General features: G+C 74.4%; 21 protein-coding genes. 12 read left to right on the top strand and 9 right to left on the bottom strand.

Going from position 1 to position 20,916, the window contains the following annotated elements; translation table 11 throughout:
• Nucleotides 1–2: 2 nt before the first annotated feature.
• The 4 genes from ACSDG8_RS01985 to ACSDG8_RS01970 form a co-directional block, all read right to left on the bottom strand.
• A complete protein-coding gene (locus ACSDG8_RS01985) occupies nt 3–1,163 on the bottom strand; it encodes a WXG100 family type VII secretion target (RefSeq protein WP_439427573.1) in 1,161 nt (386 codons plus the stop codon).
• Nucleotides 1,160–1,480 (bottom strand): type VII secretion target, encoded by a 321-nt coding sequence (locus tag ACSDG8_RS01980; protein ID WP_274478391.1) that lies wholly within the window; start codon nt 1,478–1,480, stop codon nt 1,160–1,162. Before ACSDG8_RS01980 ends, ACSDG8_RS01985 begins: the two co-directional genes overlap by 4 nt.
• Nucleotides 1,467–1,868, bottom strand: a complete 402-nt coding sequence (locus ACSDG8_RS01975; protein ID WP_439427572.1) for a YbaB/EbfC family nucleoid-associated protein — start codon at nt 1,866–1,868, stop codon at nt 1,467–1,469. Before ACSDG8_RS01975 ends, ACSDG8_RS01980 begins: the two co-directional genes overlap by 14 nt.
• A gap of 123 nt (nt 1,869–1,991) precedes the next feature.
• The gene (locus ACSDG8_RS01970; RefSeq protein WP_439427571.1) at nt 1,992–3,383 is read right to left on the bottom strand and encodes a pyridoxal phosphate-dependent decarboxylase family protein; all 1,392 of its coding nucleotides are present in this window, start codon (nt 3,381–3,383) and stop codon (nt 1,992–1,994) included.
• Nucleotides 3,384–3,560: 177 nt separating this feature from the next.
• Here ACSDG8_RS01970 and ACSDG8_RS01965 point away from each other — a divergent pair, with 177 nt between their 5' ends.
• Nucleotides 3,561–4,484, top strand: a complete 924-nt coding sequence (locus tag ACSDG8_RS01965) for a hypothetical protein (RefSeq protein ID WP_439427570.1) — start codon at nt 3,561–3,563, stop codon at nt 4,482–4,484.
• On the opposite strand, the gene ACSDG8_RS01960 is transcribed toward ACSDG8_RS01965, so the two are convergent.
• Complete coding sequence (locus ACSDG8_RS01960) at nt 4,453–6,408, bottom strand: BTAD domain-containing putative transcriptional regulator (RefSeq protein ID WP_439427569.1); 1,956 nt, start codon at nt 6,406–6,408, stop codon at nt 4,453–4,455. The genes ACSDG8_RS01965 and ACSDG8_RS01960 overlap by 32 nt on opposite strands.
• Before the next feature lie 97 nt (nt 6,409–6,505).
• Between ACSDG8_RS01960 and ACSDG8_RS01955 the strand changes: the two genes are divergently transcribed.
• On the top strand, nt 6,506–7,384 hold the full coding sequence (locus ACSDG8_RS01955; protein ID WP_174534176.1) for an alpha/beta fold hydrolase: 879 nt from the start codon (nt 6,506–6,508) through the stop codon (nt 7,382–7,384).
• Between the two features lie 52 nt (nt 7,385–7,436).
• On the opposite strand, the gene ACSDG8_RS01950 is transcribed toward ACSDG8_RS01955, so the two are convergent.
• Nucleotides 7,437–8,408 (bottom strand): ABC transporter permease subunit, encoded by a 972-nt coding sequence (locus ACSDG8_RS01950; RefSeq protein ID WP_439427568.1) that lies wholly within the window; start codon nt 8,406–8,408, stop codon nt 7,437–7,439.
• On the bottom strand, nt 8,405–9,238 hold the full coding sequence (locus ACSDG8_RS01945) for an ABC transporter ATP-binding protein (RefSeq protein ID WP_439427567.1): 834 nt from the start codon (nt 9,236–9,238) through the stop codon (nt 8,405–8,407). The genes ACSDG8_RS01950 and ACSDG8_RS01945 overlap by 4 nt, the downstream gene beginning before the upstream one ends.
• Nucleotides 9,239–9,357: 119 nt before the next feature.
• Between ACSDG8_RS01945 and ACSDG8_RS01940 the strand changes: the two genes are divergently transcribed.
• The 4 genes from ACSDG8_RS01940 to ACSDG8_RS01925 all read left to right on the top strand — a co-directional run bounded on the left by ACSDG8_RS01940 (nt 9,358) and on the right by ACSDG8_RS01925 (nt 12,963).
• Nucleotides 9,358–10,476: a sensor histidine kinase gene (locus ACSDG8_RS01940; protein ID WP_439427566.1), complete on the top strand. Its 1,119-nt coding sequence runs from the start codon at nt 9,358–9,360 to the stop codon at nt 10,474–10,476.
• Nucleotides 10,476–11,123 (top strand): response regulator, encoded by a 648-nt coding sequence (locus ACSDG8_RS01935; RefSeq protein WP_439427565.1) that lies wholly within the window; start codon nt 10,476–10,478, stop codon nt 11,121–11,123. Before ACSDG8_RS01940 ends, ACSDG8_RS01935 begins: the two co-directional genes overlap by 1 nt.
• Before the next feature lie 65 nt (nt 11,124–11,188).
• Nucleotides 11,189–12,157, top strand: coding sequence for an ATP-binding cassette domain-containing protein (locus ACSDG8_RS01930; RefSeq protein ID WP_439427564.1), 969 nt, complete (start codon nt 11,189–11,191; stop codon nt 12,155–12,157).
• Nucleotides 12,158–12,162: 5 nt separating this feature from the next.
• Nucleotides 12,163–12,963, top strand: coding sequence for an ABC transporter permease (locus ACSDG8_RS01925; protein ID WP_439428023.1), 801 nt, complete (start codon nt 12,163–12,165; stop codon nt 12,961–12,963).
• A 43-nt stretch (nt 12,964–13,006) separates the two neighbouring features.
• Here ACSDG8_RS01925 and helR read toward each other — a convergent pair whose 3' ends face one another.
• Complete coding sequence (gene helR, locus ACSDG8_RS01920) at nt 13,007–15,178, bottom strand: RNA polymerase recycling motor ATPase HelR (RefSeq protein ID WP_439427563.1); 2,172 nt, start codon at nt 15,176–15,178, stop codon at nt 13,007–13,009.
• A 221-nt stretch (nt 15,179–15,399) separates the two neighbouring features.
• Here helR and ACSDG8_RS01915 point away from each other — a divergent pair, with 221 nt between their 5' ends.
• The 4 genes from ACSDG8_RS01915 (at nt 15,400) to ACSDG8_RS01900 (ending at nt 18,109) form a co-directional block, all read left to right on the top strand.
• Complete coding sequence (locus ACSDG8_RS01915; RefSeq protein ID WP_210898945.1) at nt 15,400–16,191, top strand: TetR/AcrR family transcriptional regulator; 792 nt, start codon at nt 15,400–15,402, stop codon at nt 16,189–16,191.
• 102 nt (nt 16,192–16,293) lie between these two features.
• A complete protein-coding gene (locus ACSDG8_RS01910) occupies nt 16,294–16,440 on the top strand; it encodes a hypothetical protein (RefSeq protein ID WP_174534167.1) in 147 nt (48 codons plus the stop codon).
• On the top strand, nt 16,440–17,681 hold the full coding sequence (locus ACSDG8_RS01905; RefSeq protein WP_439427562.1) for a YeiH family protein: 1,242 nt from the start codon (nt 16,440–16,442) through the stop codon (nt 17,679–17,681). The genes ACSDG8_RS01910 and ACSDG8_RS01905 overlap by 1 nt, the downstream gene beginning before the upstream one ends.
• A 98-nt stretch (nt 17,682–17,779) precedes the next feature.
• On the top strand, nt 17,780–18,109 hold the full coding sequence (locus tag ACSDG8_RS01900; protein WP_210898940.1) for an NIPSNAP family protein: 330 nt from the start codon (nt 17,780–17,782) through the stop codon (nt 18,107–18,109).
• Here the strand turns inward: ACSDG8_RS01900 and ACSDG8_RS01895 are convergent.
• Nucleotides 18,106–19,116 carry a helix-turn-helix transcriptional regulator gene (locus ACSDG8_RS01895; protein WP_439427561.1) on the bottom strand — a complete coding sequence of 337 codons (1,011 nt, stop codon included), beginning with the start codon at nt 19,114–19,116 and terminating at the stop codon, nt 18,106–18,108. The two genes, ACSDG8_RS01900 and ACSDG8_RS01895, sit on opposite strands and share 4 nt — an antisense overlap.
• Before the next feature lie 86 nt (nt 19,117–19,202).
• Between ACSDG8_RS01895 and ACSDG8_RS01890 the strand changes: the two genes are divergently transcribed.
• Nucleotides 19,203–19,787 carry a DinB family protein gene (locus tag ACSDG8_RS01890; protein ID WP_439427560.1) on the top strand — a complete coding sequence of 195 codons (585 nt, stop codon included), beginning with the start codon at nt 19,203–19,205 and terminating at the stop codon, nt 19,785–19,787.
• Nucleotides 19,788–19,807: 20 nt separating this feature from the next.
• Entirely contained in the window at nt 19,808–20,899 is a 1,092-nt protein-coding gene (locus ACSDG8_RS01885; protein ID WP_439427559.1) for a winged helix DNA-binding domain-containing protein, read from the top strand.
• The last annotated feature ends 17 nt before the right edge of the window (nt 20,900–20,916 follow it).

Raw genomic sequence — 20,916 nt, 5'->3', positions numbered from 1 at the left:
GATCATCCTTGCTTGGGTGGAAACGAGATGGTGACGAGGCGCGGCGCGGAAGTGTCGAGCTCGACGATCCAGGCGGTCCGTACCAGGATAGTTCCCGACGGGCCGGTCAGTGGGAGATCGACGGACCAGCGTCGGCCATATCGGTCCGTCTTGCCCGCGATCGGCATTCCTCTTCGCACACCCTCGCGAATCTGCTGTTCGATGACCGCGGCGTCGTCGGGGCCGAGTCCAGTGGCCGCGTTGATGACCCGATACTTGTTCTTGCCGACGGGGTGCTCCGGGTTCATTGCGTATCCGGTGATCTTCCTGGTGTCCATCTCCGGATTGCGGAAGTCGGGGGCATCGGGGTCGTGTGGGGTCTGGGGTGGGTCCCCGTCGCGCGGCGGACGCGACTCGGATGGTTGGCGGCGCAAGCGAGTCAGCGCCTCCCTGAGCTTGCCGATCAGGTCGCCGAGCCGCCGCATCTCCGGCATCAGCCGCCGCAGACTCGCCAGCAACCCCCGCAACAACCTCCCGATCCGCGCCGCCCACGACGCCACCGTCGTCGTCACCTGCTCCACCACGAGCGGCGTCGCCAACCCCGCCGTGGCGACCAGTTCGGCCGCGTACACGATCAGGCGGGACACGCAGGCGGCGATGGCGTCGCGGACCAGCAGCCGCACGGCCGCGACCAGGCCGGCGGCGCCCTCGGTGATCGCGGCCATGGCCTCGGCGCCCTGCGCGAGCCCGGTGATTGCCTGCTGCTGTTCGCCTGCCCAGCGGCGGTAGCCGGTGGCGGCGGCGCCGGTCCAGCCGGCGACCTCGGTACGGACGGCGTGGGCCAGGTCGGCGGCGTCCTCGCGCAGCGAGGCGGCGACGTTGCGCCAGGTCTGCGCGTGCGCGGTGATCTCGGCGGGGTCGCCGGCGAGCCAGTCGAGGGCTTCGCTGAGCGGCTTGACGTGTTCGATGAGCCAGGCGATGCCGTACTGGAGGAGGGCTCCGGCCGGGTCGGACATCAGGGCGAGCGCGTCGAGGCCGGCGCTGACGACGCCGAGGCTGCCGTCGATCCAGCTGCCGGTGCGGACGCCCTGGGCGATGAGTTCGATGTCCTCGCAGATCCACACGCCGGCCCACGGGCTCGGCCCGGTGTCCGCCGCAACGGCGACCAGCGGGTTCGTGGTCACCGCCGCTGCCGTACCCGGTCGAGCAGGTCGGCGGCGTGCGCGTCGGAGGCGCGGTAGCGCTCGGCGCTCGACCGCAGCTTCCCGGCGGTGTCGCGGACCGACGTGGCGGCGGTGCCGATGCCGTCTGTGAGCGTCCGTTGGAGACCGTCGAGCAGGACCGGCATGATCGCGCAGAGCTGCCCGTACGCGTCGGCGCCCAGGCGGACGTGCTGGCCGGCCTGCCGGGCGGTGTCGATGCTGTCGGCGCAGCGGCCGAGGTGTGCGGCGTGCGCGGTCAGGTCGTCCGGGTCGACCTGGAGGCCGTCACCGGGCGGCATCCGGCGTGCCCTGGTCGGGGCCGAGCCGCCGCTGGTGGGACTCGACGATCGCCTGCCCGGCCGAGTCGTCCGCGCCGAGTGCCGCGGTGGTGGCCTCGGTGAGCCGTCGCAGCAGGTCGGCGCGGGCGTCCCGGGTGACGGCGAGAATCTGCCGGGCGGTGTGTGCGGCGGAGTGCTGCCGGACGCGATCGTCCAGCCGCAGGTCGGCGAGCAGCCCGGACGAGTCGACGGTGACCTCGACCAGCCCGTCGGCGCTGCGCGCGGTGCCGGTCAGCGTCTGGGTGCGGGCGGACAGGTCGCGGGCCCGTGCCGCCCGGTCGGCGAGCGACGACTCCCACTCGTCGAGCCGGCGTGCCGCCGCGTCCAGCGCGGCCTCGTCCGCCCACATGTTGACCCTCCCCAGGGGACTGCGGCAGCGCCACGCTACCAACCGATCGCGATGCGTGTGTGCCCCGCCGAGGCATGTGAAGCGGTTCGGCCCGGCAACTGCCGCCGCGGCCGGTAACTGTCCTCAGTGAACCATGTCGCCGCCGTCCCGGTGGGCCACCCGGATGATGGCCGCCACCGACCGGTCCACGTCCGCCTCCGTCGTGGTCGCGTTCGACACGGAGATCCGCATCAGCCGCCGTCCCCGCCACGTCGTCCCGCCGACCCAGCACGTCCCGTCGGCCTGGACTGCGTCCACCAGCCGGTCGGTGCGCGCGTCGTCGCCGAAGCCGACCAGCACCTGGTTGAGCACCACGTCGTTCACCACCTCGAACCCGGCTTCGGCGAGCCCGTCGGCGAACCGGCGCGCCAGGGCGCAGCACCGCTCCACCAGCGCGGCGACGCCGTCGCGGCCCAGCTCCCGCAGGCCCGCCCAGACCGCGAAACCACGGGCGCGGCGCGAGGACTCCGCGGTCAGGTCAGCGCCCGCGGGCACACCACCGGAACCCACGAGGTACGCGGCCGTGAGCGACATGGCCGCCGCGTGCGCGTCGGGCCGGGCGCAGAACGCGAACGCGCTGTCGTACGGCAGGTTCAGCCACTTGTGGCCGTCGCAGGCCCACGAGTCGGCGTTCTCCAGCCCGTCGACCAGGTGCCGGGTCGACGGGCTGGCAGCCGCCCACAGTCCGAACGCGCCGTCCACGTGCGCCCAGCCGCCGTACCGGTGGACCAGGTCGCAGGCGCGGCGCAGGTCGTCGCACGCGCCGGTGTTCACGTTGCCCGCTTGCAGGCAGACGACTGTCGGTCCGGGACCGGCGTCGCGCAGCGCGGCTTCCAGGGCGTCCGGGTCGATGGTGCCCTGCGGGCCGGCCGGCACCAGGCGCAGCACGTCGGTGCCGAGGCCGAGCAGGCGCAGCGACCTGTCGATGGTGGCGTGCCGTTCGGCCCCGGCGAACACGCGCACCGCCGGCGCGCCGGACAGGCCGCGCCGTTCCACGTCCCAGCCGGCGTCGGCGAGGACCTGGTGGCGGGCGGCGGCGAGCCCGGCGGTGTTCGCCGCCTGCGCTCCGGTGACGAAGCCGACTGACGCTGTGGCCGGGATGCCCAGCAGGTCCTTCAGCCAGCTCCCGGCTGCCGTCTCGGCGGCCACGGCGGCGGGGGAGGTGACCGCGTTGAACGCGAGCTGGTCCCACCCGACGGCCAGCATGTCGGCGGCGGTTGCGGCGGGCGAGGCGCCGCCGACGACGAAGCCGAAGTAGCGGGGGCCGGCGCTGGCGACCAGGCCCGGTTCGGCGGCGGCCACCAGGTCGGCGAGGACCCGCTCGGGCGGGGTGGGCGCGTCCGGCAGTGGACCGGCGAACGCCTCGGTCAGCGCGGCCTGATCCACGGGTACGCCGACCGGCCGGTCCGGCAGCGACAGCCGGTAGTCGGCCGCGTGGTCGGCGGCGCGCCGGAACAGGTGCCTCAGCTCGTCCATCGCCGCACCCTAGCCCTCGCAACTCTGCTGGCGGGGCCTTGGCGGGCCGTCGACGTACGCGGAGTGAGTGCTGAGTGACGTCCGTGACCGCTGGCTCACCCACTGTTCCTGCGCTTGTGTGGACTGCAGAGAGCCGTTGGTGGCTTTCCCACCGATGAGGTGGGGCCCGGAGGACCGATGATTCTGAGAAGACTGCTGGAGAGCGGACCCGCTCGCCTCGCCCGCCAGAGTTCCGACCTGCTTCAGCTCCTCGTGCTGGCCGGTACGGCGCTCGTGACGATGTTCGGCGTCGGGAGCGCCTGGATGGTGGCGTTGCGTCTTCCGCTCTGGACTCTCGCAACCCTCGTGATGCTTCTGCCCGTTGGAGCGCTGATCACTTACTACGTGCGGTGTGTCTACCACCCGCCTGATTTTGTGATCGAGGAACTCGACGGATCATTGATCGTCACCAGAGTCAGGGGCGACGATGGCCGTGACCATCACCGCTACGCGTACACCCGACAACAACGCATCCGCGCCACCCGGCAGATCCGTCTTGTGGGCATCCGTTCCCACTGGAGCGGACAGAACCGGGTGATCGACGGGGTGACGTCGCTGTTCCCCGAACATCGGCTGCTCGACGGGGCCGTGGCGGAGGAAGACGGCCGCATCTACCGGTGGTTGTATCTGCTCGGTCCGCTTGCCCGCGGACGTCGCGTCAACGTCGGCATCAGGCAAGTGTTCGAAGACGTGTACGCCCCGATGAAGCCCTACTATCGCGAGAGCTGCGAGGAGCGGCGAGTAGGGAAGCTGTCGGTGCGTGTGCAGTTCGATCGTGCGGACGCGCCGGCCGAGGCGTGGCAGGTCGTGTGGCGAAGAACGCGGTCGGGATCGAGTCGCCAGGAGATCGCCCGTACCCGCTGCGAACCGAGCAGTAAGCACCTCGCAGGGAAAGTCATCTACGAGATGACGTTCCGGCGCCCGGACCGCGAGTGCGCGTATGGAATCTGGTGGCGGTGGCCCGACGAGCCACCACGTCGACGCCGGACCTCGGCGTCCCTCGACGCGACCAATCAGCACGAACGCGACGTCACCCCGGACTCCCCAACAAGGCCGCGGTGATGCATTCGAGGTGTGCGGCGACCGGCCCGACGGTGAGCAGCCCGCTGCCCGCCCCGGCCAGCTCTCCCGCCGCCGGGGCGAGCGCGTCCCGCGCCCGGAGCATCGCGTCCCGGTCCCCGAGCGCCACAGCGGCCCGGCCGGTGAGGCACCACAGCGCCTCCTGCAGCAGGTCGCGCGGCGGCGCCGGGGTGCGGCGCAACGCCCTGGCGGCCTCGTCGCGGCGGTCGGCGGCGAGCAGCACCAGCGGGCGCGCCCACGGCGCGTACGGGCCCCAGTCGGTGTCGGCCGGGAAGTCGGCGGGCCGGTCGTGCCACACCCGCAGGCACAGCAGCGCCAGCGGCAGCAGCCCGCGTTCCACGCCCGGCATCCCGCAGCCGGCCAGCCCGGTCGCCCACGACCGGTACGCCGCCTCCGCATCCGGGTACGTGGCGCCGGTGGCGGCGGTCCGCATGGCTCGGTAGCCGCCGGTGAACACGCCCACCAGAGGGCTCTCGTGCCGGGCGGCGAGCCGGTCCGCCGCGTCGGCGTGCGCGTCTGCGGTGGTGAAGTCGGCGAGCGCGCTGCGCGCCTGGACCCGGATCAGGTGGCCGAGGATCTCCACTGTGGCCAGGCCGTGCCGGGCGGCGAGCGCGACCAGTTCGACGCCGACCGCGTCCCGCTCGGCGGCCAGCCCGGCCCTGTGGAACGTCTGCATGTAGACACCGTTGAGCGCCTGGGCCAGCAGCGCCGGGTCGGCCACCCGCCGGGCGATCGCCTCCGCTTCCCGTGCGGCCTGCGCCGGGCCGGGTGACGCCGTACCTCGGGACTCGATCGCGACGGTGGCCAGCAGCCGGGCGCGGGTCGCCTCCGGCGCGTCCGGACCCAGCCCGGCGAGCGCCCGCTGCGCCGCCGCGACGACTCGGGCCGCCTGCGCCGGGTCGTCCGAGCGGGTCCAGATCGCGGGTACGTCGTACCCGCCGATCACCCGCGCGGTGAACTCCGGATCGCCCAGGTGCTCGGCCGCGGTGATGGCCGCCTCGCGCTGGTCCCGGGCGGCCTCCAGTCCGTCCGGCCCGGTGACGGCGAGGCTGCGCAGCATTCCGACCGTCGACTCCAGCCGGGCCCGCGCGCCGGGCACGACACTGCGCTCGTACGCCGCGGCGGTGTCGGCCCAGACCCGCGCCGCGCCGGTCGGTTCGGGTTCGGCCTGGCGCAGCAGGTCGGTCTCCAGCCGCCGCAGCCGCGGTCCCGGGTCGAGGCCGAGCTGGTCGCGCAGCAGTTCCCGGGCGCGGCGCAGCACGGCGAGCGCGTCGGCCTGCCGCCCGGCGCGGTAGAGCGCCGACGCCAGCAGCGCCCACCCGTCCTCCCGCCACGGGTACGCGGCGACGTGCGCGTCGAGATCGGGTATGGCGTCGGCGGCCCGGTCCAGCGCCAGCAGCGCCTCGGCCCGCCGCTCGACGGCGGTGAGCCGGATCTGGTCGAGCCGGGACCGTTCGGCGTGCGCCCACTGCTGGTCGAAGTCGGCGTACGCGGGTCCGCGCCACCAGCCCAGCGCCTCGTCGAGCCGGTCGAGCGCGGCCCGGGGCAGCGCGTCGGCCACCGCGTTGACGGTGTCCTCGAACCGCCAGGCGTCTACGGCGCCCGGGTCGGCGCGCAGCGCGTACCCCGGTCCGTCGGTGACCAGCAGCCGGGCCGGCTCGCGTGGCGGGCGGCGCGGTTCCAGGCGGCGGCGCAGCGCCGCGACGAACGTGCGGACGGCGCTCACCGCGCCGGCCGGCGGGTCGTCCCACAGGTCGTCGACGATCTGCCCGACCGGCACCACCCGGCCCCGGGCCACGATCAGCCGGGCCAGCACGGCCCGGTGCCGGGGCCCCTTCAGGCCGACCGGCTCGCCCGCGTCGTCCCAGGCCGTGACCGGACCCAGCACACCGAAACCGACAGGCACCGACCCTCCTCGACAGGGGCCACCGTATCGCGCTCATCGGTTGCTCATCGGGCGCCGCCACGCTGGTCAGGTACGACGAGACGAAAGAGGGATCGACATGAGCACCGCCATCGCGGGATTCGACTACCAGCGCGTTCCGGTCGCCGAGGGTGTGACGCTGAACGTGGCGGTGGGCGGCTCCGGCAGCCCGGTCGTGCTGCTGCACGGCTTCCCGCAGACCCATCTGATGTGGCGGCACGTCGCCGCCGACCTGGCAGGCGAGCACACGGTGATCTGCCCGGACCTGCGTGGCTACGGCGCCAGCGACAAGCCGGCCGCCGACACCGAGGACACGTACAGCAAGCGGACCATGGCCGCCGACGTGGTGGCGCTGGCCCGCGCGCTCGGACACGAGCGGTTCGCGCTCGCCGGGCACGACCGGGGCGCCCTGGTGGCGGTCCGGGCCGGCCTCGACCACCCGGACGTGATCACCCACCTGGCGTCGCTGGACGTGCTGCCGACCCTCGACATGTGGGACGTGCTGCACGGCGTGAACGCCTCGGTGGCGTTCCACCTCTACCTGATGGCCCAGCCGCCCGGCCTGCCCGAGAAGATGATCGCGGGCAGCGCCGACGCGTTCTTCGGGCACTTCCTCGACGCCTGGGCCGGTGACCCGGCGGCCATGCCGGCCGAGGTGCGCGCCGAGTACCTGCGGGCCTCCCGGGAGGCGGTCGACTCGATCGTCGCCGACTACCGGGCGTCGGCCGGGATCGACGTGGCGCACGACCGCGCGGACCGGGACGCCGGGCGGCGGCTGGCCATGCCGGTCACCGTCATCCAGCAGGACTGGGGGGCCGCGCTCGGCTACGACGCGGCGGCGGTGTGGCGGGCCTGGGCGCCGGACCTGGAGCATCGCACCACCACGGCCGGGCATTTCATGGCCGAGGAGGCGCCGGGCGAGATCGCCGAGGCGCTGCGCGCGCTGCTCAAGCGCTAGGTACGGCGGTCCGGGCGCGCGCCACGCGCCCGGACCGGCCGCCCCCGTCCGCTCAGCCGGCCCGTCTCCGGACGTGCCACAGGCCGAGCGCCGCCAGCAGACCGGCCGCGCCGAGGTGCAGCGCCAGCTCGATCCACTGGAACGTCCAGAACCGGCGGTTCGGCTGGTAGGCAAGGTCCACGTGCAGGTCGAGCGCGCCGAGACAGACCGCCGTGTCGCCGAACGTGCCGGTGGCGCCGGTACGCGGCGGGTCGCGGAAACAGGTGCCGAACGCGGCGTCGGAGAGCTGCCGTCCGTCGGCGGTCCGCAGCGGGCTGATGTCGGTGACCCAGGCGCCCGGCACGTCCAGTCCGCCGACGACCGGCGAGCCGGTGATGCTGCCGAGGTTGCGGGCCCGGTTCACAGCGTCGGCGGTCATCGGCACGGTGACCCGCTCCGGCGGTAGGTAGTGCGGGCGCAGCAGGTTCGGCACCGCGAGCTGCGCCACCACCACGGCCAGGAACACCACTGCCATCGCCGGGAGGGTGCGGCGCAGCAGCAGCCCGGCGACGACGCCGAGGACGAGACCGAACACGGCGTACCCGACCGGCGCGACGCCGCGCGCGCTGAACAGCACGGTGCTGAACCGGTCGCCCGCGACCCGGTCGACGGGCGCGGCCGCCCAGGTCAGCAGCGCGCCGAGCAGCCCGGCGACGAGCGCGGCGGCGGCCGACAGCACGGCGAGCTTGACCGCCAGCCAGCGGCGGCGCGGCACGCTCTGGTTCCACACCAGCCGGTGGGTGCCCTGCTCCAGTTCCCGTGCGACGAGCGGCGCGCCCCAGAACGCGCCGATCAGTGCGGGCAGCAGCGCGAACCCACCGGCGAGGAACAGCATGGACTGCGCGTACCGGTCGGGCAGCCGGGCCGGGTCGGGTACGGCCCGGATGTCCGCGCCGAGGCGCAGCAGGTAGGCGCCGGCCAGCACCAGCAGGACGGCGCCGGCGAGCGCCGGGAGGCGGAACTGCCGCAGCGTCATCCGGATCATCCGGTCACCGCCGGGTGGGCGGCGGCCCGGGACAGGTACGCCAGGACCAGCTCTTCCAGCGTGACCGGCGCGCCGTCGCGTACCGCCGGGCCCCGGACCACGACGCGGCCGGGCTCGGCCCAGACCACCTCGGCCCCGGCGGGCGCGGCGGCGGCCCGGTGGTGGGTGGCGAGCAGGTCCGGGACCGGCCCGGCCACCTGGACCCGGGCGGCGCAGAGCACGACCAGGTGGTCGCAGACCTGCGCCACGTCGCCGAGCAGGTGTGAGGAGAGCACCGCGCCGGCGCCGAGTTCCCGCACGAAGCCGGCCAGGCCGTGCATGAACTCGCGGCGCGCGAGGGGGTCCAGCGCGGCGGCCGGCTCGTCGAGGATGAGCAGCTCGGGACGTTTCGCGGCGGCCAGCGCGAGGGCCAGTTGGGCGCGCTGGCCGCCGGAGAGCCGGCCCGCCTTCTGCGCCGGGTCCAGGCCGACCTCGTCGATCCGCCGCCGGGCCAGCGCCGCGTCCCAGGACGGGTTGAGCCACGCGCCCATCCGCAGGTGCTCGGCGACGGTGAGGGAGGCGTAGACCGGTGTGTCCTGGGCGACGAAGCCGACCCGGGCCAGGTGCGCGGCGTCGGCTGCCGGTGGCGCGCCGAGGACCGTCAACGTGCCGGAGGTCGGCGCGATCAGCCCGCAGGCCAGTTGCAGCAGCGTGGACTTGCCGGCGCCGTTGGGGCCGACGAGGCCGACCACGTGGCCGCGCGGGACGCTCAGGTCGCAGTCGACAAGCGCGGTGCGGCGGCCGTACCGTTTGGTCAGCCGCTCGGCGTGCAGGGCGAGTGGTGGATGCATGCGGGTCATCCTGGGCGCGCCGGGGCCGGCGGGCATCGGTCCGGAGCACGGTCCGGCGCGCGGCCGACCCCTACTTTCGGCCGGTTCGCGGCGGCCCGCGATCTCCTAGCGTGCTGGGCATGGCTGGTGAACGGTTCCCCCGGGTGGCGGCGACGGCGGGGCTCGCCGTGGTGCTGCTCGCCGCGATCGGCGTCCAGGCGGTCGCGATCGCCGCGAGCTGGGGTTTGCGGTACTGGCTCGTGGGCGGCGCGGCCGCCGTCGTGGTCGGCGCGCTGGCTCTGGTACGCGACAGGCAGCGCGTCGTCACGGCCACTGCCGGGCTCGTCGTCGCGGCGTCGGCCGTTGCCGCCGCCCGGTTGTTCGACCTGCCGACCGAGCCGGGGCCGGCGCTGGCGCTGGCGTCGGCGGTCCTGGTCGGATCGGCGGTACGCGCGTTGCCGTCGCTGCCCGCCGGGCTGATCGCCGCCGGTGGTCTCGTGGTGGCGGCCGGGGCGTGGGCGGTGGCCCGGCCGGGCGCGGGCGGGTCCGGGGTGGTGGCGCTCAACTGCCTGTGCTGGCTCGGCGGGGTTGCCACCGGGCTGACGCTGCGGCTGCTCGACGAGCGGGCCCGGGCCACCGCCGAGCGGGTACGCCGCGACGAGCGACTGGAGCTGGCCCGGGAGCTGCACGACGTGGTGGCCCACCACGTCACCGGCATCGTGGTGCAGGCGCAGGCCGCCCACCTGGTCGGACGGCGGGATCCGGCGCGCGTCACGGAGTCGCTGGCCGGGATCGAGGAGGCCGGCGGCGAGGCGCTGCGGGCCATGCGCCGCGTGGTGGGGGTGCTGCGCGACACTGCTGACGCGCGGCCGGCCTCGGCCGGTACCGAGCAGATCGAGGAGCTGGTCGAGCGGTTCCGCCGGCAGGGCCCGCCGGTGCGGCTGCGCCTGCCGGGGGAGACGGCCTGGCCGCCGGAGGTCACCAGCACCGTGCACCGGATCGTCCGGGAGGCGCTGACGAACGTGGCCCGTCACGCCCCGAACGCCGGGCAGGTCATTGTGGACGTGACGCGGGAGCCGGACGCGGTGGTGGTCGAGGTGACCGACGACGCGCCCGGCGGGCCCGCCGAACACCGGGGCGGATACGGCCTGATCGGCCTGCGTGAGCGCGTCGAGGCCCTCGGCGGGACGCTGCGCGCCGGTCCCCGCCCCGACGGCGGATGGTCGGTGCGGGCCTCCGTGCCGTGCGGGAGGCCGTGATGGCGATCCGGGTGCTGCTCGCCGACGACCAGGCGATGGTCCGCGGCGGGTTGCGGCTCATCCTGGAGGACCAGCCCGACATCACAGTGGTCGCCGAGGCGTCCGACGGCGTCGACGCGGTCGCCCAGGCCCGCCGGCTGCGCCCGGACGTCTGCCTGGTGGACATCCGGATGCCGCGGCTCGACGGCCTCCAGGTGACCCGGGCGCTCGCCGGGCCCGAGGTGGTCGACCCGCTGCGCGTCGTCGTGGTCACCACGTTCGACCTGGACGAGTACGTCTACGGCGCGCTGCGCGGGGGAGCGGCCGGGTTCCTGCTCAAGGACGCCGGTCCGGCGCTGCTGGTGGAGGCGGTCCGGGCGGCGCACCAGGGCGACGCGCTCGTGTCCCCGTCGGTGACGGTCCGGCTGCTGCGGCACCTGGCCCCGCCCGCCCCGCCCCGCGACGAGCGCCGCCCGGCGCTGTCCGAGCGGGAGATCGAGGTGGTACGCGAGATCGCCCGGGGCCGCACCAACCTGGAGATCGGCGCGGAGCTGTTCATCTCGCTGAGCACCGTCAAGAGCCACGTCTCGGCGGTGCAGACGAAGCTCGGGCTGCGCAACCGTACCGAGATAGCGGTCTGGGCGTGGGAGCACCGCGTGGTCGGCTGAACCGTTGGCGGACGCGCTACCGTACGTTGTACGTTAGTGGCCGTCGTCAACGGAGGGGGACAGACGTGGAACACGCGATCCTCGCGGAGGGCCTGCGCAAGCGGTACGGGGACACCGCCGCGCTGGACGGATTCGACCTGCGCGTGCCACCGGGCACTGTGTGCGGCCTGCTCGGCCCGAACGGCGCCGGGAAGACCACAGCCGTCCGCATCCTGGCCACGCTGCTGCGCTTCGACGCCGGGCGGGCCGAGGTCGCCGGCTACGACGTGGCCGCGCAGGCCGACCGGGTGCGCCACCGCATCGGCCTGGTCGGGCAGCACCCGGCCCTGGACGAGGCGCTGACCGGCCGGGAGAACCTGATCATCTTCGGCCGCCTGTTCCACCTGGACCGGGCCGGAGCGAGACGGCGGGCCGGCGAACTGCTCGACCGGTTCGGGCTCGCCGACGCCGCCGACCGGCCGGTACGCACGTACTCCGGTGGCATGCGCCGCCGCCTCGACCTGGCCGCCGGGATGATCCTCGCGCCCTCAGTGCTGTTCCTCGACGAACCGACCACGGCGCTGGACCCGCGCGGACGCAACGAGGTGTGGGAGGCGGTGCGGGACCTGGTACGCGGCGGCACCACGGTGCTGCTGACCACGCAGTACCTGGACGAGGCCGACCAGCTCGCCGACCGCGTCTGCGTGCTCGACGCCGGGCGGGTGATCGCCGAGGGCAGCCCCGACGCGCTCAAGTCCCGCCTCGGCGGCGACCGGATCGAGCTGGTCGTCCGCGACGCCGCCGACCTCGCCACCGCCGCGAGCCGGCTGCGCGCCGTGGCCCGCGCCGAACCCGCAGTCGACTCGGACCGGCGGGCGGTCAGCGCCCAGGTCGGCGACCGGGCCGGCGCGCTGACCGAGGTGCTGCGCGCGCTGGACGCCGACGGCGTGGGCGTGGCCGACGTGGCGCTGCGACGACCCACACTGGACGAGGTGTTCCTCCAGCTCACCGGCGGGCCGTCCGCCGGCCGTTCCGCAGTGGAGGTGACCGCGTGACCGCGATGGTGAACCCCGCCCGGCGCGCGTCCCTGGCCGGTGACGGCCTGACACTCACCGGACGCGCGCTGGCGCACTGGCGGCGCGAGCCCGGCCCGCTGATCGGCTCGCTGGGCTTCGACATCCTGATGGTGCTGATGTTCGCGTACCTGTTCGGCGGCGCGCTCCAGGTACCAGGCGGCGGCAGCTACCGCGAGTTCCTGATGCCCGGCATGTTCGCCATGGCCATGGTCTTCGGCATCAGCATGACCACCATGGCGGTCTCGGCGGACCTGGACCGCGGGGTCACCGACCGGCTGCGGTCCATGCCGGTGTCCCGGCTGGCCCCGCTGCTCGGCCGCGCGGTGGCCGACCTGATGTTCGCGGTGGTGACGCTCACCGTCATGCTGCTCGTCGGCCTGGCCGTCGGGTGGCGGGCGCGCGGCGACATCGGCGACACGCTCACCGCGTTCGGGCTGATCCTGCTGCTGCGGTTCGCGCTGGTCTGGGTGGGCGTCTTCCTCGGCCTGACCGTCAAGGGGCAGAGCGCGGTGACGGCCGTGCAGACGCTGGAGTTCCCGCTCGGCTTCCTGTCCAGCGCGTTCGTGGCGCCGTCCACCATGCCCGCCTGGCTGGGCGCGGTCGCCGAGTGGAACCCGCTGTCCGCGACCGTCGGGGCCACCCGGGAGCTGTTCGACAACCCCGGCTGGGGCGGCGACTCGTGGGTGGCCGCCCACCATCCGCTGCTGGCGGTGCTCTGGCCGCTCGTGCTGATCGTCGTGTTCCTGCCGCTGTCGCTGCGCCGCTACCGGGCGCTGAGCCGCTGAGCCGGACTCCGGGGGCGGCCGTGCGCCGCCCCCGGGGCGCCGGTCACGGCGCGGCGAGCACGACCAGCTCGCCGGTGGCCCGGGTCATCGCGACGTACCGGTCCACCGCGCCGGAGATCCCGTCGCCGAAGGACTCCGGGTCGACCAGCACCACCAGGTCGAACTCCAGTCCCTTCGCCAGCTCCGGGGTCAGCGACCGGACTCGCTCCGAGGCCGGGAACGCCGGATCGCCGATGACGCACGCGACGCCCTCGGGATGCGCGGCGAGCCAGCCGTCCACCACCGCGCCCAGCTCCGCGCGGACGCCGTACCGCACCGGCGCGCCGTCACGGATGGACGTGGGCACGTTGGCGTCCGGGAGCACGGCCCGGATCACCGGCTCGGCCGCCGCCATCACCTGCGCCGGAGTGCGGTAGTTGACTGTGAGCGTGGCCACCTCGACCCGGTCGAACCCGGCCCGGGTCAGCCGCTGCGGCCACGACTCGGTGAACCCGTGCCGCGCCTGCGCCCGGTCACCGACCACAGTGAAGCTGCGCGACGGGCAGCGCGCCAGCAGCATCTGCCACTGCGCGTCGGTCAGCTCCTGCGCCTCGTCCACCACCACGTGCGCGAACGGCCCGGCCAGCAGGTCCGGATCGGCCACGCTCAGCGCGCTGGAGTCGACCAGGCTGGTGCGCATGTCCTCGCCGTACAGCATGGTCATCAGACCCTCGCCGTCGTCGTAGGCGTGCGACGCGATCAGCGCGTCGACCACCGTGTCCATCTCGGCGCGCTGCGCGGCCAGCACCGCCTCGTCGCGCCGCCGCCGCAGCGACGCCTCCGGGTCGCCGACGCGCCGCCGGGCCGCGTCCAGCCACGGCAGGTCCGCGACCGTCCACGTGCGGGGGTCGGCCCGCCGCAGCGTACGGATCTCCTCGACGCTCAGCCACGGGGCGGACCGGCGCAGGTACGCGGGCACCGACCACAGGTCGGCCACCACGTCGAGCGGGTCGAGCAGCGGCCACGCCCGGCCGAACGCGGTCACCAGTTCCCGGTCACGCCCCAGCGCCCGGCGGACCTCCTCCGCCGGCTCGTCGCCGCGGTACTTCTCCACCAGGATCGTGAGCAGTTCCTCCCACACCTCGTCGCGGGCCTCGTTGTGCGGGGCACCCGGCCCGGCCGCCTCGAACGCCGTCGCCCAGTCGTCGGCGGTCAGCCGCAGCTCGGCGTCCCCCACGCCGACTGTCATCCCGGTCGCCGGCGGCTCCTCGTAGAACCGCACCGCCGCGTCGACCGCCCGCACCACGTCCGCGGACGCCTTCAGCCGGGCCACCTCCGGGTCGGGTTCGGGCGCCGCCGCCGCGCCCTCCGGCACCAGGTCGGCCAGCGTGCAGATCTGCACGTCTTCCTCACCCAGGCTGGGCAGCACGTCGGAGACGTAGTTCAGGTACGGCTGGTGCGGCCCGACGACGAGGACGCCGCCGCGGCGCTCGCCCAGCCGCGGGTCGGCGTGCAGCAGGTACGCGGTGCGGTGCAGCGCCACCACCGTCTTGCCGGTGCCGGGACCGCCGTCGACCACCAGCGCGCCCCGCGACCCGGCCCGGATGATCGCGTCCTGGTCGGCCTGGATGGTGCCGAGCACGTCGCGCATCCGCGCCGACCGGGTCGCGCCCAAGCTGGCGATGAACGCCGACTGGTCGTCCAGCGCGGCGTGCCCGGCCAGTCCGTCGGCGGTGAACACCTCGTCCCAGTAGTCGGTGATCCGGCCTCCGCTCCACCGGTACCGGCGGCGGCTGACCAGGCCCATCGGGTCGGCGTGGGTCGCGCCGAAGAACGGTTCGGCGGCGGGGGAGCGCCAGTCCAGCAGCAGCCGGCCGCCCGCGCCGTCGGTGAGGCCGAGCCGCCCCACGTACACCGGGGCCGCGCCGTCCGCGCCGACCATCCGGCCCAGGCACAGGTCCAGGCCGTAACGGCGCAGCGTACGCAGGCGCGCGGTGAGCCGCCGGACCTCCTGGTCCCGGTCGACCGCCTGTCGGCCCCGGCCGCCGGCGGCCCGGCGCGTCGTGTCGAGCCGGTCGGTCAGCTCGGCGATCGATCGGCGCAGGCTGTCCGCGATGGCGGCGAAGTGACGCTCGTCGTCGGCGATCAGGCCCGGGTCCGCCTTCGCCGACAGACGCTCGGGTAGGTCGAAAACGCTCGTGGCAGGCAGATTCAACTCGTCTCCGATCACGGGCACGGCCGAGCCTCCGCTCTTCGCGGCTTTTCGAATGCCTCGGCAATGGGTTACGGCCGGCAATTCTGCGCCACCACCGGGGGCTTGCCGCAAGACCGGGGGTGCGCTATATGTTGGTAGTGGCGGGAGAACCCGCCATTCTTTTTGCCCGAACAATTCTCGCGGCTCTTTCCCTCGTCCCGCCGACGGCCCGCTACCGGCGTGGCCGGTAGGATGACGGCACCATGTCGAAGGAGCGCCGGCGCAAGGCCGATCCCGCCCGCAGCCTGGCCCTTCTGTGGCGCACCCGGGAGCCGGCCAGCCGCGGCGCCGGTCCCGGTCTGAGCGTCGAGCGGATCGTGCGCGCGGCCGTCGAGATCGCGGATGCCGAGGGCATCGACGCGCTCACCATGCGCCGGGTCAGCGAGGCGCTGGGCGTGGGCACCATGTCCGTCTACACGTACGTGCCGGGGAAAGCGGAACTGCTCGACGTCATGGTGGACGCCGTTCTCGGTGACCTCCCGCGCCCGGCCGACGTGCCGGGTGGCTGGCGGGGCCGGCTGGAACGGATCGCGCGGGACAATCTGGCGCTCTACCGGTCCCACCCGTGGCTGCTGCGCGCCGAGACCACCCGGCCGGTGCTCGGCCCGAACGTGCTCGCGAAGTACGACTACGAACTGCGCGCCGTCGCGGACATCGGGCTCGACGACGTGGAGATGGACGCGGTGCTCACGCTGGTGCTGGGGCACGCCAAGAGCGCGGCCCGGGCCGCGCTGGACGTGGCCGAGCTGGAACGTGAGACCGGGATGACCGACGATCAGTGGTGGCAGACGCACGGGCCGTGGCTGGAGAAGTTCATGACCGCCGGCAGTTTCCCGCTCGCCGCGCGGGTCGGCACTGCTGCGGGTATGGCGCACGGCGCGGCGTACGGGCCGGACCACGCCTTCGAGTTCGGTCTCCAGCGGGTGCTCGACGGCATCTCGGTGGTGGTGGCCGAGCGCGCCGGTGGCGAGCCAGGGCCCGGGAAGACCTTGTAATCCTACTGGTTAAATAGGAAACTCTTGTGGGGATCGATGATCCCCGTCGTCCCGCGCCTCCGGCTGCCCTCCGTCGCGCCCGCGTACCCGTAGGAGCCCTCCATGAGCAACGCGCCCACCCCACCCGAACCGCCTACCGCAGGCCACTCCCGGCTCGCCCTCAACGAGGACTGGGCCGCCACGATCCTCGGCCTCGCGCTGCTGCTCCTGGTGCTCGCCGGCGCCATTCCCGCCGGGCTGGTGCCGTGATGGCCGGCGCCCCGGAATCCGCCGCCCACGGCACCGCCGCCGGGCCGTCCGCAGCCGCCACCACGGCCGCCCCGGCCGCCACGGACGCCCCGGCCGCCGTGACGACCACGACGGACCGGCCGGACGGTACGGCCTCGGACGCGCCGCCCCCGGCCGACCTGCGCTCCGGCGCGTTCTGGGCCTGGACCGCTCTGGGTCTGCTGGTGGTGTTCGGGCTCGCCGCGCTCACCCGGTACCTGGAACAGAACGTGCCGGTCTGGGCCGAGGGCAGCGCCATCGAGGACGTGGCCGCCGCCGTCGAGTACCCGGTCTACGCGATCCTGCTCGGCCTGCTCGGCAACCTGGTCGTCACCGTGACCGGCCTGTGGGAGCGCATCTCCGCCGCGTTCCGGACCGAGTTCTTCATCAAGACCGGCCTGGTGCTGCTCGGCGCCTCCATCAACCTCGCCGTCATCGCGAGCGCCGCCGGTCCCGCCATCGCCCAGGCGCTGCTGCTGATCAGCGGCGTGTTCCTGTTCACCTGGTGGCTGGCCGGGCGCTTCGGCCTGGATGAGAAACTGCGGGCGCTGCTCGCCTCGGCCGTGTCGATCTGCGGCGTCAGCGCCGCGATCGCCGCCGCCGGCGCGGTCCGGGCACGCCGGGAGCAGCTCGCGTACACGGCGAGCCTGGTCATCGCGTTCGCGCTGCCGTCGATCTTCCTGCTGCCGTGGCTGGCCGACGTGCTCGGCCTCTCCGACGCGGTCGCCGGCGCCTGGATCGGCGGCAACATCGACACCACCGCCGCCGTCACCGCGGCGGGCGCGCTCGCCGGTGAGGACGCGCTCCAGATCGCCAGCATCGTCAAGGTCACTCAGAACGCGCTGATGGGCGTGGTGGCGGTGGCCCTCACCGCGTACTTCGCGTTGCGTGTGGAGCGTCGCCCGGACACCCCGCGGCCGGGGCTCGGCGAGCTGTGGCGGCGGTTCCCGAAGTTCGTCCTCGGGTTCGTCGCCGCCTCGGTGATCGCCACCTGGTACCTCGACGTCGCCGGGGCGGACGGCAAGGCCACCATGGCGGTCGTCACCGACCTGCGGGTCTGGTTCCTCATCCTGGCCTTCGTCAGCATCGGCCTGGAGGTCCGCGTGTCGTCCCTGCGCGAGGCCGGCTGGCGACCGGTCACTGTGTTCGCCGCCGCCACCGTGTTCAATCTGGTGCTGGCGCTCGGACTGGCCTCGGTGCTGTTCCACGGCTTCACGGTCTGACGGGTCCCGTCCCTTCACCACGGTGTCGCACGGCCGGCACGAGGTGGCCCGGACGTTCGCCGCTCAGCCGCGTGACCGAACGTCGCTATCGTGGCCGCGTGATCACCTGCGTCGTGCACTACACGATCGACCCCGCACAGATCGAGGCGTTCGAGCGCTTCGCCCGCACCTGGATGCGGCTGGTGGCACGGCACGGCGGCGTGCACCACGGCTACTTCCTGCCCGCCGAGGGCGCGAGCGACCGGGCCGAGGCGCTGTTCAGCTTCGAGAGCCTGGCGGCGTACGAGCAGTACCGGTCCCGGTTCGGAGTGGACCCGGAGTTCGTCGCCGCCGACCGGATCCGTGAGGAGTCGGGCTGCGTCCTGCGGTACGAGCGCACGTTCATGCGGCCGCTGCTCCCCGGCGACACCGAGGGCGCGCACAGCTAGCCGCGGCGCGGCGCGTCCGGGTCCGCAGCGGCGGCGGCGTAACGGCGGGCCAGGCGGGCGAACGCCTCGCGCAGCTCCGGCGGCCCGACCACCTCGATGTCGGCGTCGTAGCGGCCGAGCACGGCGGCCAGCCCGGGCCACGACCAGGCGCCCAGCACCAGCCGGCAGCGGTCCGGGCCGAGCGCCTCGACGATCCCGTCGCGGGTCCACCCGGACACCACGCGGGCGGGCAGGTCGAGGATCACCTCGCCCCGGCAGGGCCAGTCGCCCGGCCCGGTGGCGCCCTTGAACCGACCGGCGACGTACGCGGCCACGTCTCCGCCGGGCAGCTCGCGGGGCGTGAACCGGGGGCCGGTGGGCGTACGCGGGCTGATCCGGTCGACCCGGAAGGTGCGCCAGTCGTCGCGGTCGAGGTCCCAGGCGACGAGGTACCAGCGTCCGCCCCAGGTGACCAGGTGGTGTGGTTGCACCCGGCGCGGCGGCCGGTCCGGCGCCGGCGGCGCCGTCGACACCGAGTCGTAGTCGAAGCGCAGTTCCTCGCGGGCGTGTACGGCGGCGCTCAGCGTCATCAGCAGCGCCGGTTCCACCCGGTGCCGGGCGGGCGTGCCGGCGCGTTGCACGTCGACCACCCGCAGCGCGTCCACCCGGTGCCGCAGCCGCGCCGGCATCACCTGCCGCACCGTGGTCAGCGCCCGCGCGGCGGCTTCCTCGATGCCGGTCACCCCGCCGGCGGCGGTCTGCAACGCCACGGTGAGCGCGACCGCCTGTTCGTCGTCGAAGAGCAGCGGCGGCAGCGCGGAGCCGGCGCCCAGCCGGTAGCCGCCGTCCGGGCCCTTGGTGCTCTCGATCGGGTAGCCCAGCTCGCGCAGCCGGTCGACGTCGCGGCGCACGGTACGCGCACTGACCCGCAGCCGTTCGGCGAGCAGCGCGCCCGGCCAGTCCCGCCGGGCCTGAAGCAGGGACAGCAGCGAGAGCAGTCGCGCGGAAGTTGTCGGCACGACACGCATTCTGCCCGCAGAAGAGGACACATCCTGACCGCTATGCCTGCGAGGGTGGACCCGTACCCGATCAGGACCGGAAGGAACCGATGACGATGACCGACACGACCACGGCCACGACCTCCACCATCCTCGACGCCGAGCGGGCCGACCTGCTGGCCGAGCTAGCCGAAGCGCGCAACATGCTGATCAACACCGTGCGCGGCCTGACCGACGAGCAGGCCGGGCAGAAGCCGACTGTCAGCGCGCTCTGCCTGGGCGGCCTGATCAAACACGTCGCGTCCACCGAGGAGGCGTGGCTGCGCTTCGTGGTCGAGGGCTCGTCGGCGATGTCCTTCGCCATGCCCGAGGGCGTCACCTGGGAGGACTTCATGGCCGGGCAGGCCCGCGAGCTGCCGCAGTGGGCGATCGAGCGGGGACGGGACTTTCAGATGCTGCCCGAGGACACGCTGCCGGCCATCCTGGACCGGTACGCCCGCATCGCCGCCCGTACCGAGGAGATCGTGGCCGGCGTCGAGGACCTGTCCGCGACCTGGCCGGTGCCGGACGCGCCGTGGAACGAGCCCGGTTCGGTCCGCAGCATCCGGCGGGTGCTGATCCACGTCATCGCCGAGACCACCCAGCACGCCGGGCACGCCGACATCCTGCGGGAGACCATCGACGGGCAGACCACCACCTGAGCCGGCCGGAGACCACGGCCATGACAGTGCTCGACCAGCGTGCGCTCAACCGGGCGACGCTCGCCCGGCAACTGCTGCTCGACCGCGCCGACCTCCCGGTGGGCGGCGCGGTCGAGCACCTGTGCGGACTACAGGCCCAGGAGCCGCAGGAGCCGTACGTCGGGCTCTGGTCGCGGCTGCGGGCCTTCGACCCGGCGGTCCTGTCCGACCTGCTGGTGCGCCGCCGCCTGGTGCGTACCCATCTGATGCGCCGCACCGTGCACCTGCTCGTCGCCGACGACGTGCTGGCCTGGCGATCCCGCCACGACGCGATGCTGCGGCAGCGGGTGCTGGGCGTCTACCGCGGCGAGCTCGACGGGGTCGACCTCGACGAGCTCGCCGCGGCGGCCCGGGAGGCGCTCGCCGACGACGAGCCCCGCACCAACGCCGAGATCGTGTCCGTGCTCGCCGCCCGCTGGCCGGGCCCGGACCGGCGCGCGCTCGGCGAGATCGTGCTCGCGCTGGTGCCGACCGTGCAGGCCCCGCCGCGCGGGCTGTGGCGCAGCACGGCCGGCGTCCGTACCGTCGCCCTGGCCCGCTGGCTGGGCCGCGACCCCGACCCGCCCGACGCGGACGGTGACGACCCGGTCGGGCAGCGGCTCGTCCGGCGGTACCTGGCCGCGTACGGTCCGGCGGCCTCGGCGGACGTGCGCGCCTGGTGCGGCCTCGCCGGGCTGCCCGCGGCGGTGGCCGCACTCCGCGACGAGCTGGTGACGTTCCGGGACACGCGCGGCCGCACGCTGCTCGACCTGCCGGGCGCGCCCCGGCCCGACCCGGACAGGCCCGCGCCGGTACGGTTCCTGCCCGCCTTCGACAACGCCGTGCTCGGCTACCACGACCGCAGCCGGATCATCGACGACGCCCACCGCAACCTCTCCGTTGCCGGAGCCCGGTTCGTGCTGGTCGACGGCCGGGTCGCCGCGACGTGGACGGTCGAGGGCGTCGTCGTCGTGGTCACGCCGCTGCGCACGCTCACCCGCGCCGAGCGCACGGCAGTCACCGCCGAGGGCGGCGCCGTGGCGGCGTTCCTGTCCGAGGGCGACAACCAGGGGGTACGCGTCGCCGCGAGCTGACCTCCGGCTGCCGGTCA

The organism is Micromonospora sp. LA-10 (assembly GCF_051853095.1).
GTDB lineage: Bacteria > Actinomycetota > Actinomycetes > Mycobacteriales > Micromonosporaceae > Micromonospora > Micromonospora echinospora_A.
Note: the sequence above shows the minus strand (reverse complement) of the source record. Positions and strands in the feature narration are given on the sequence as shown.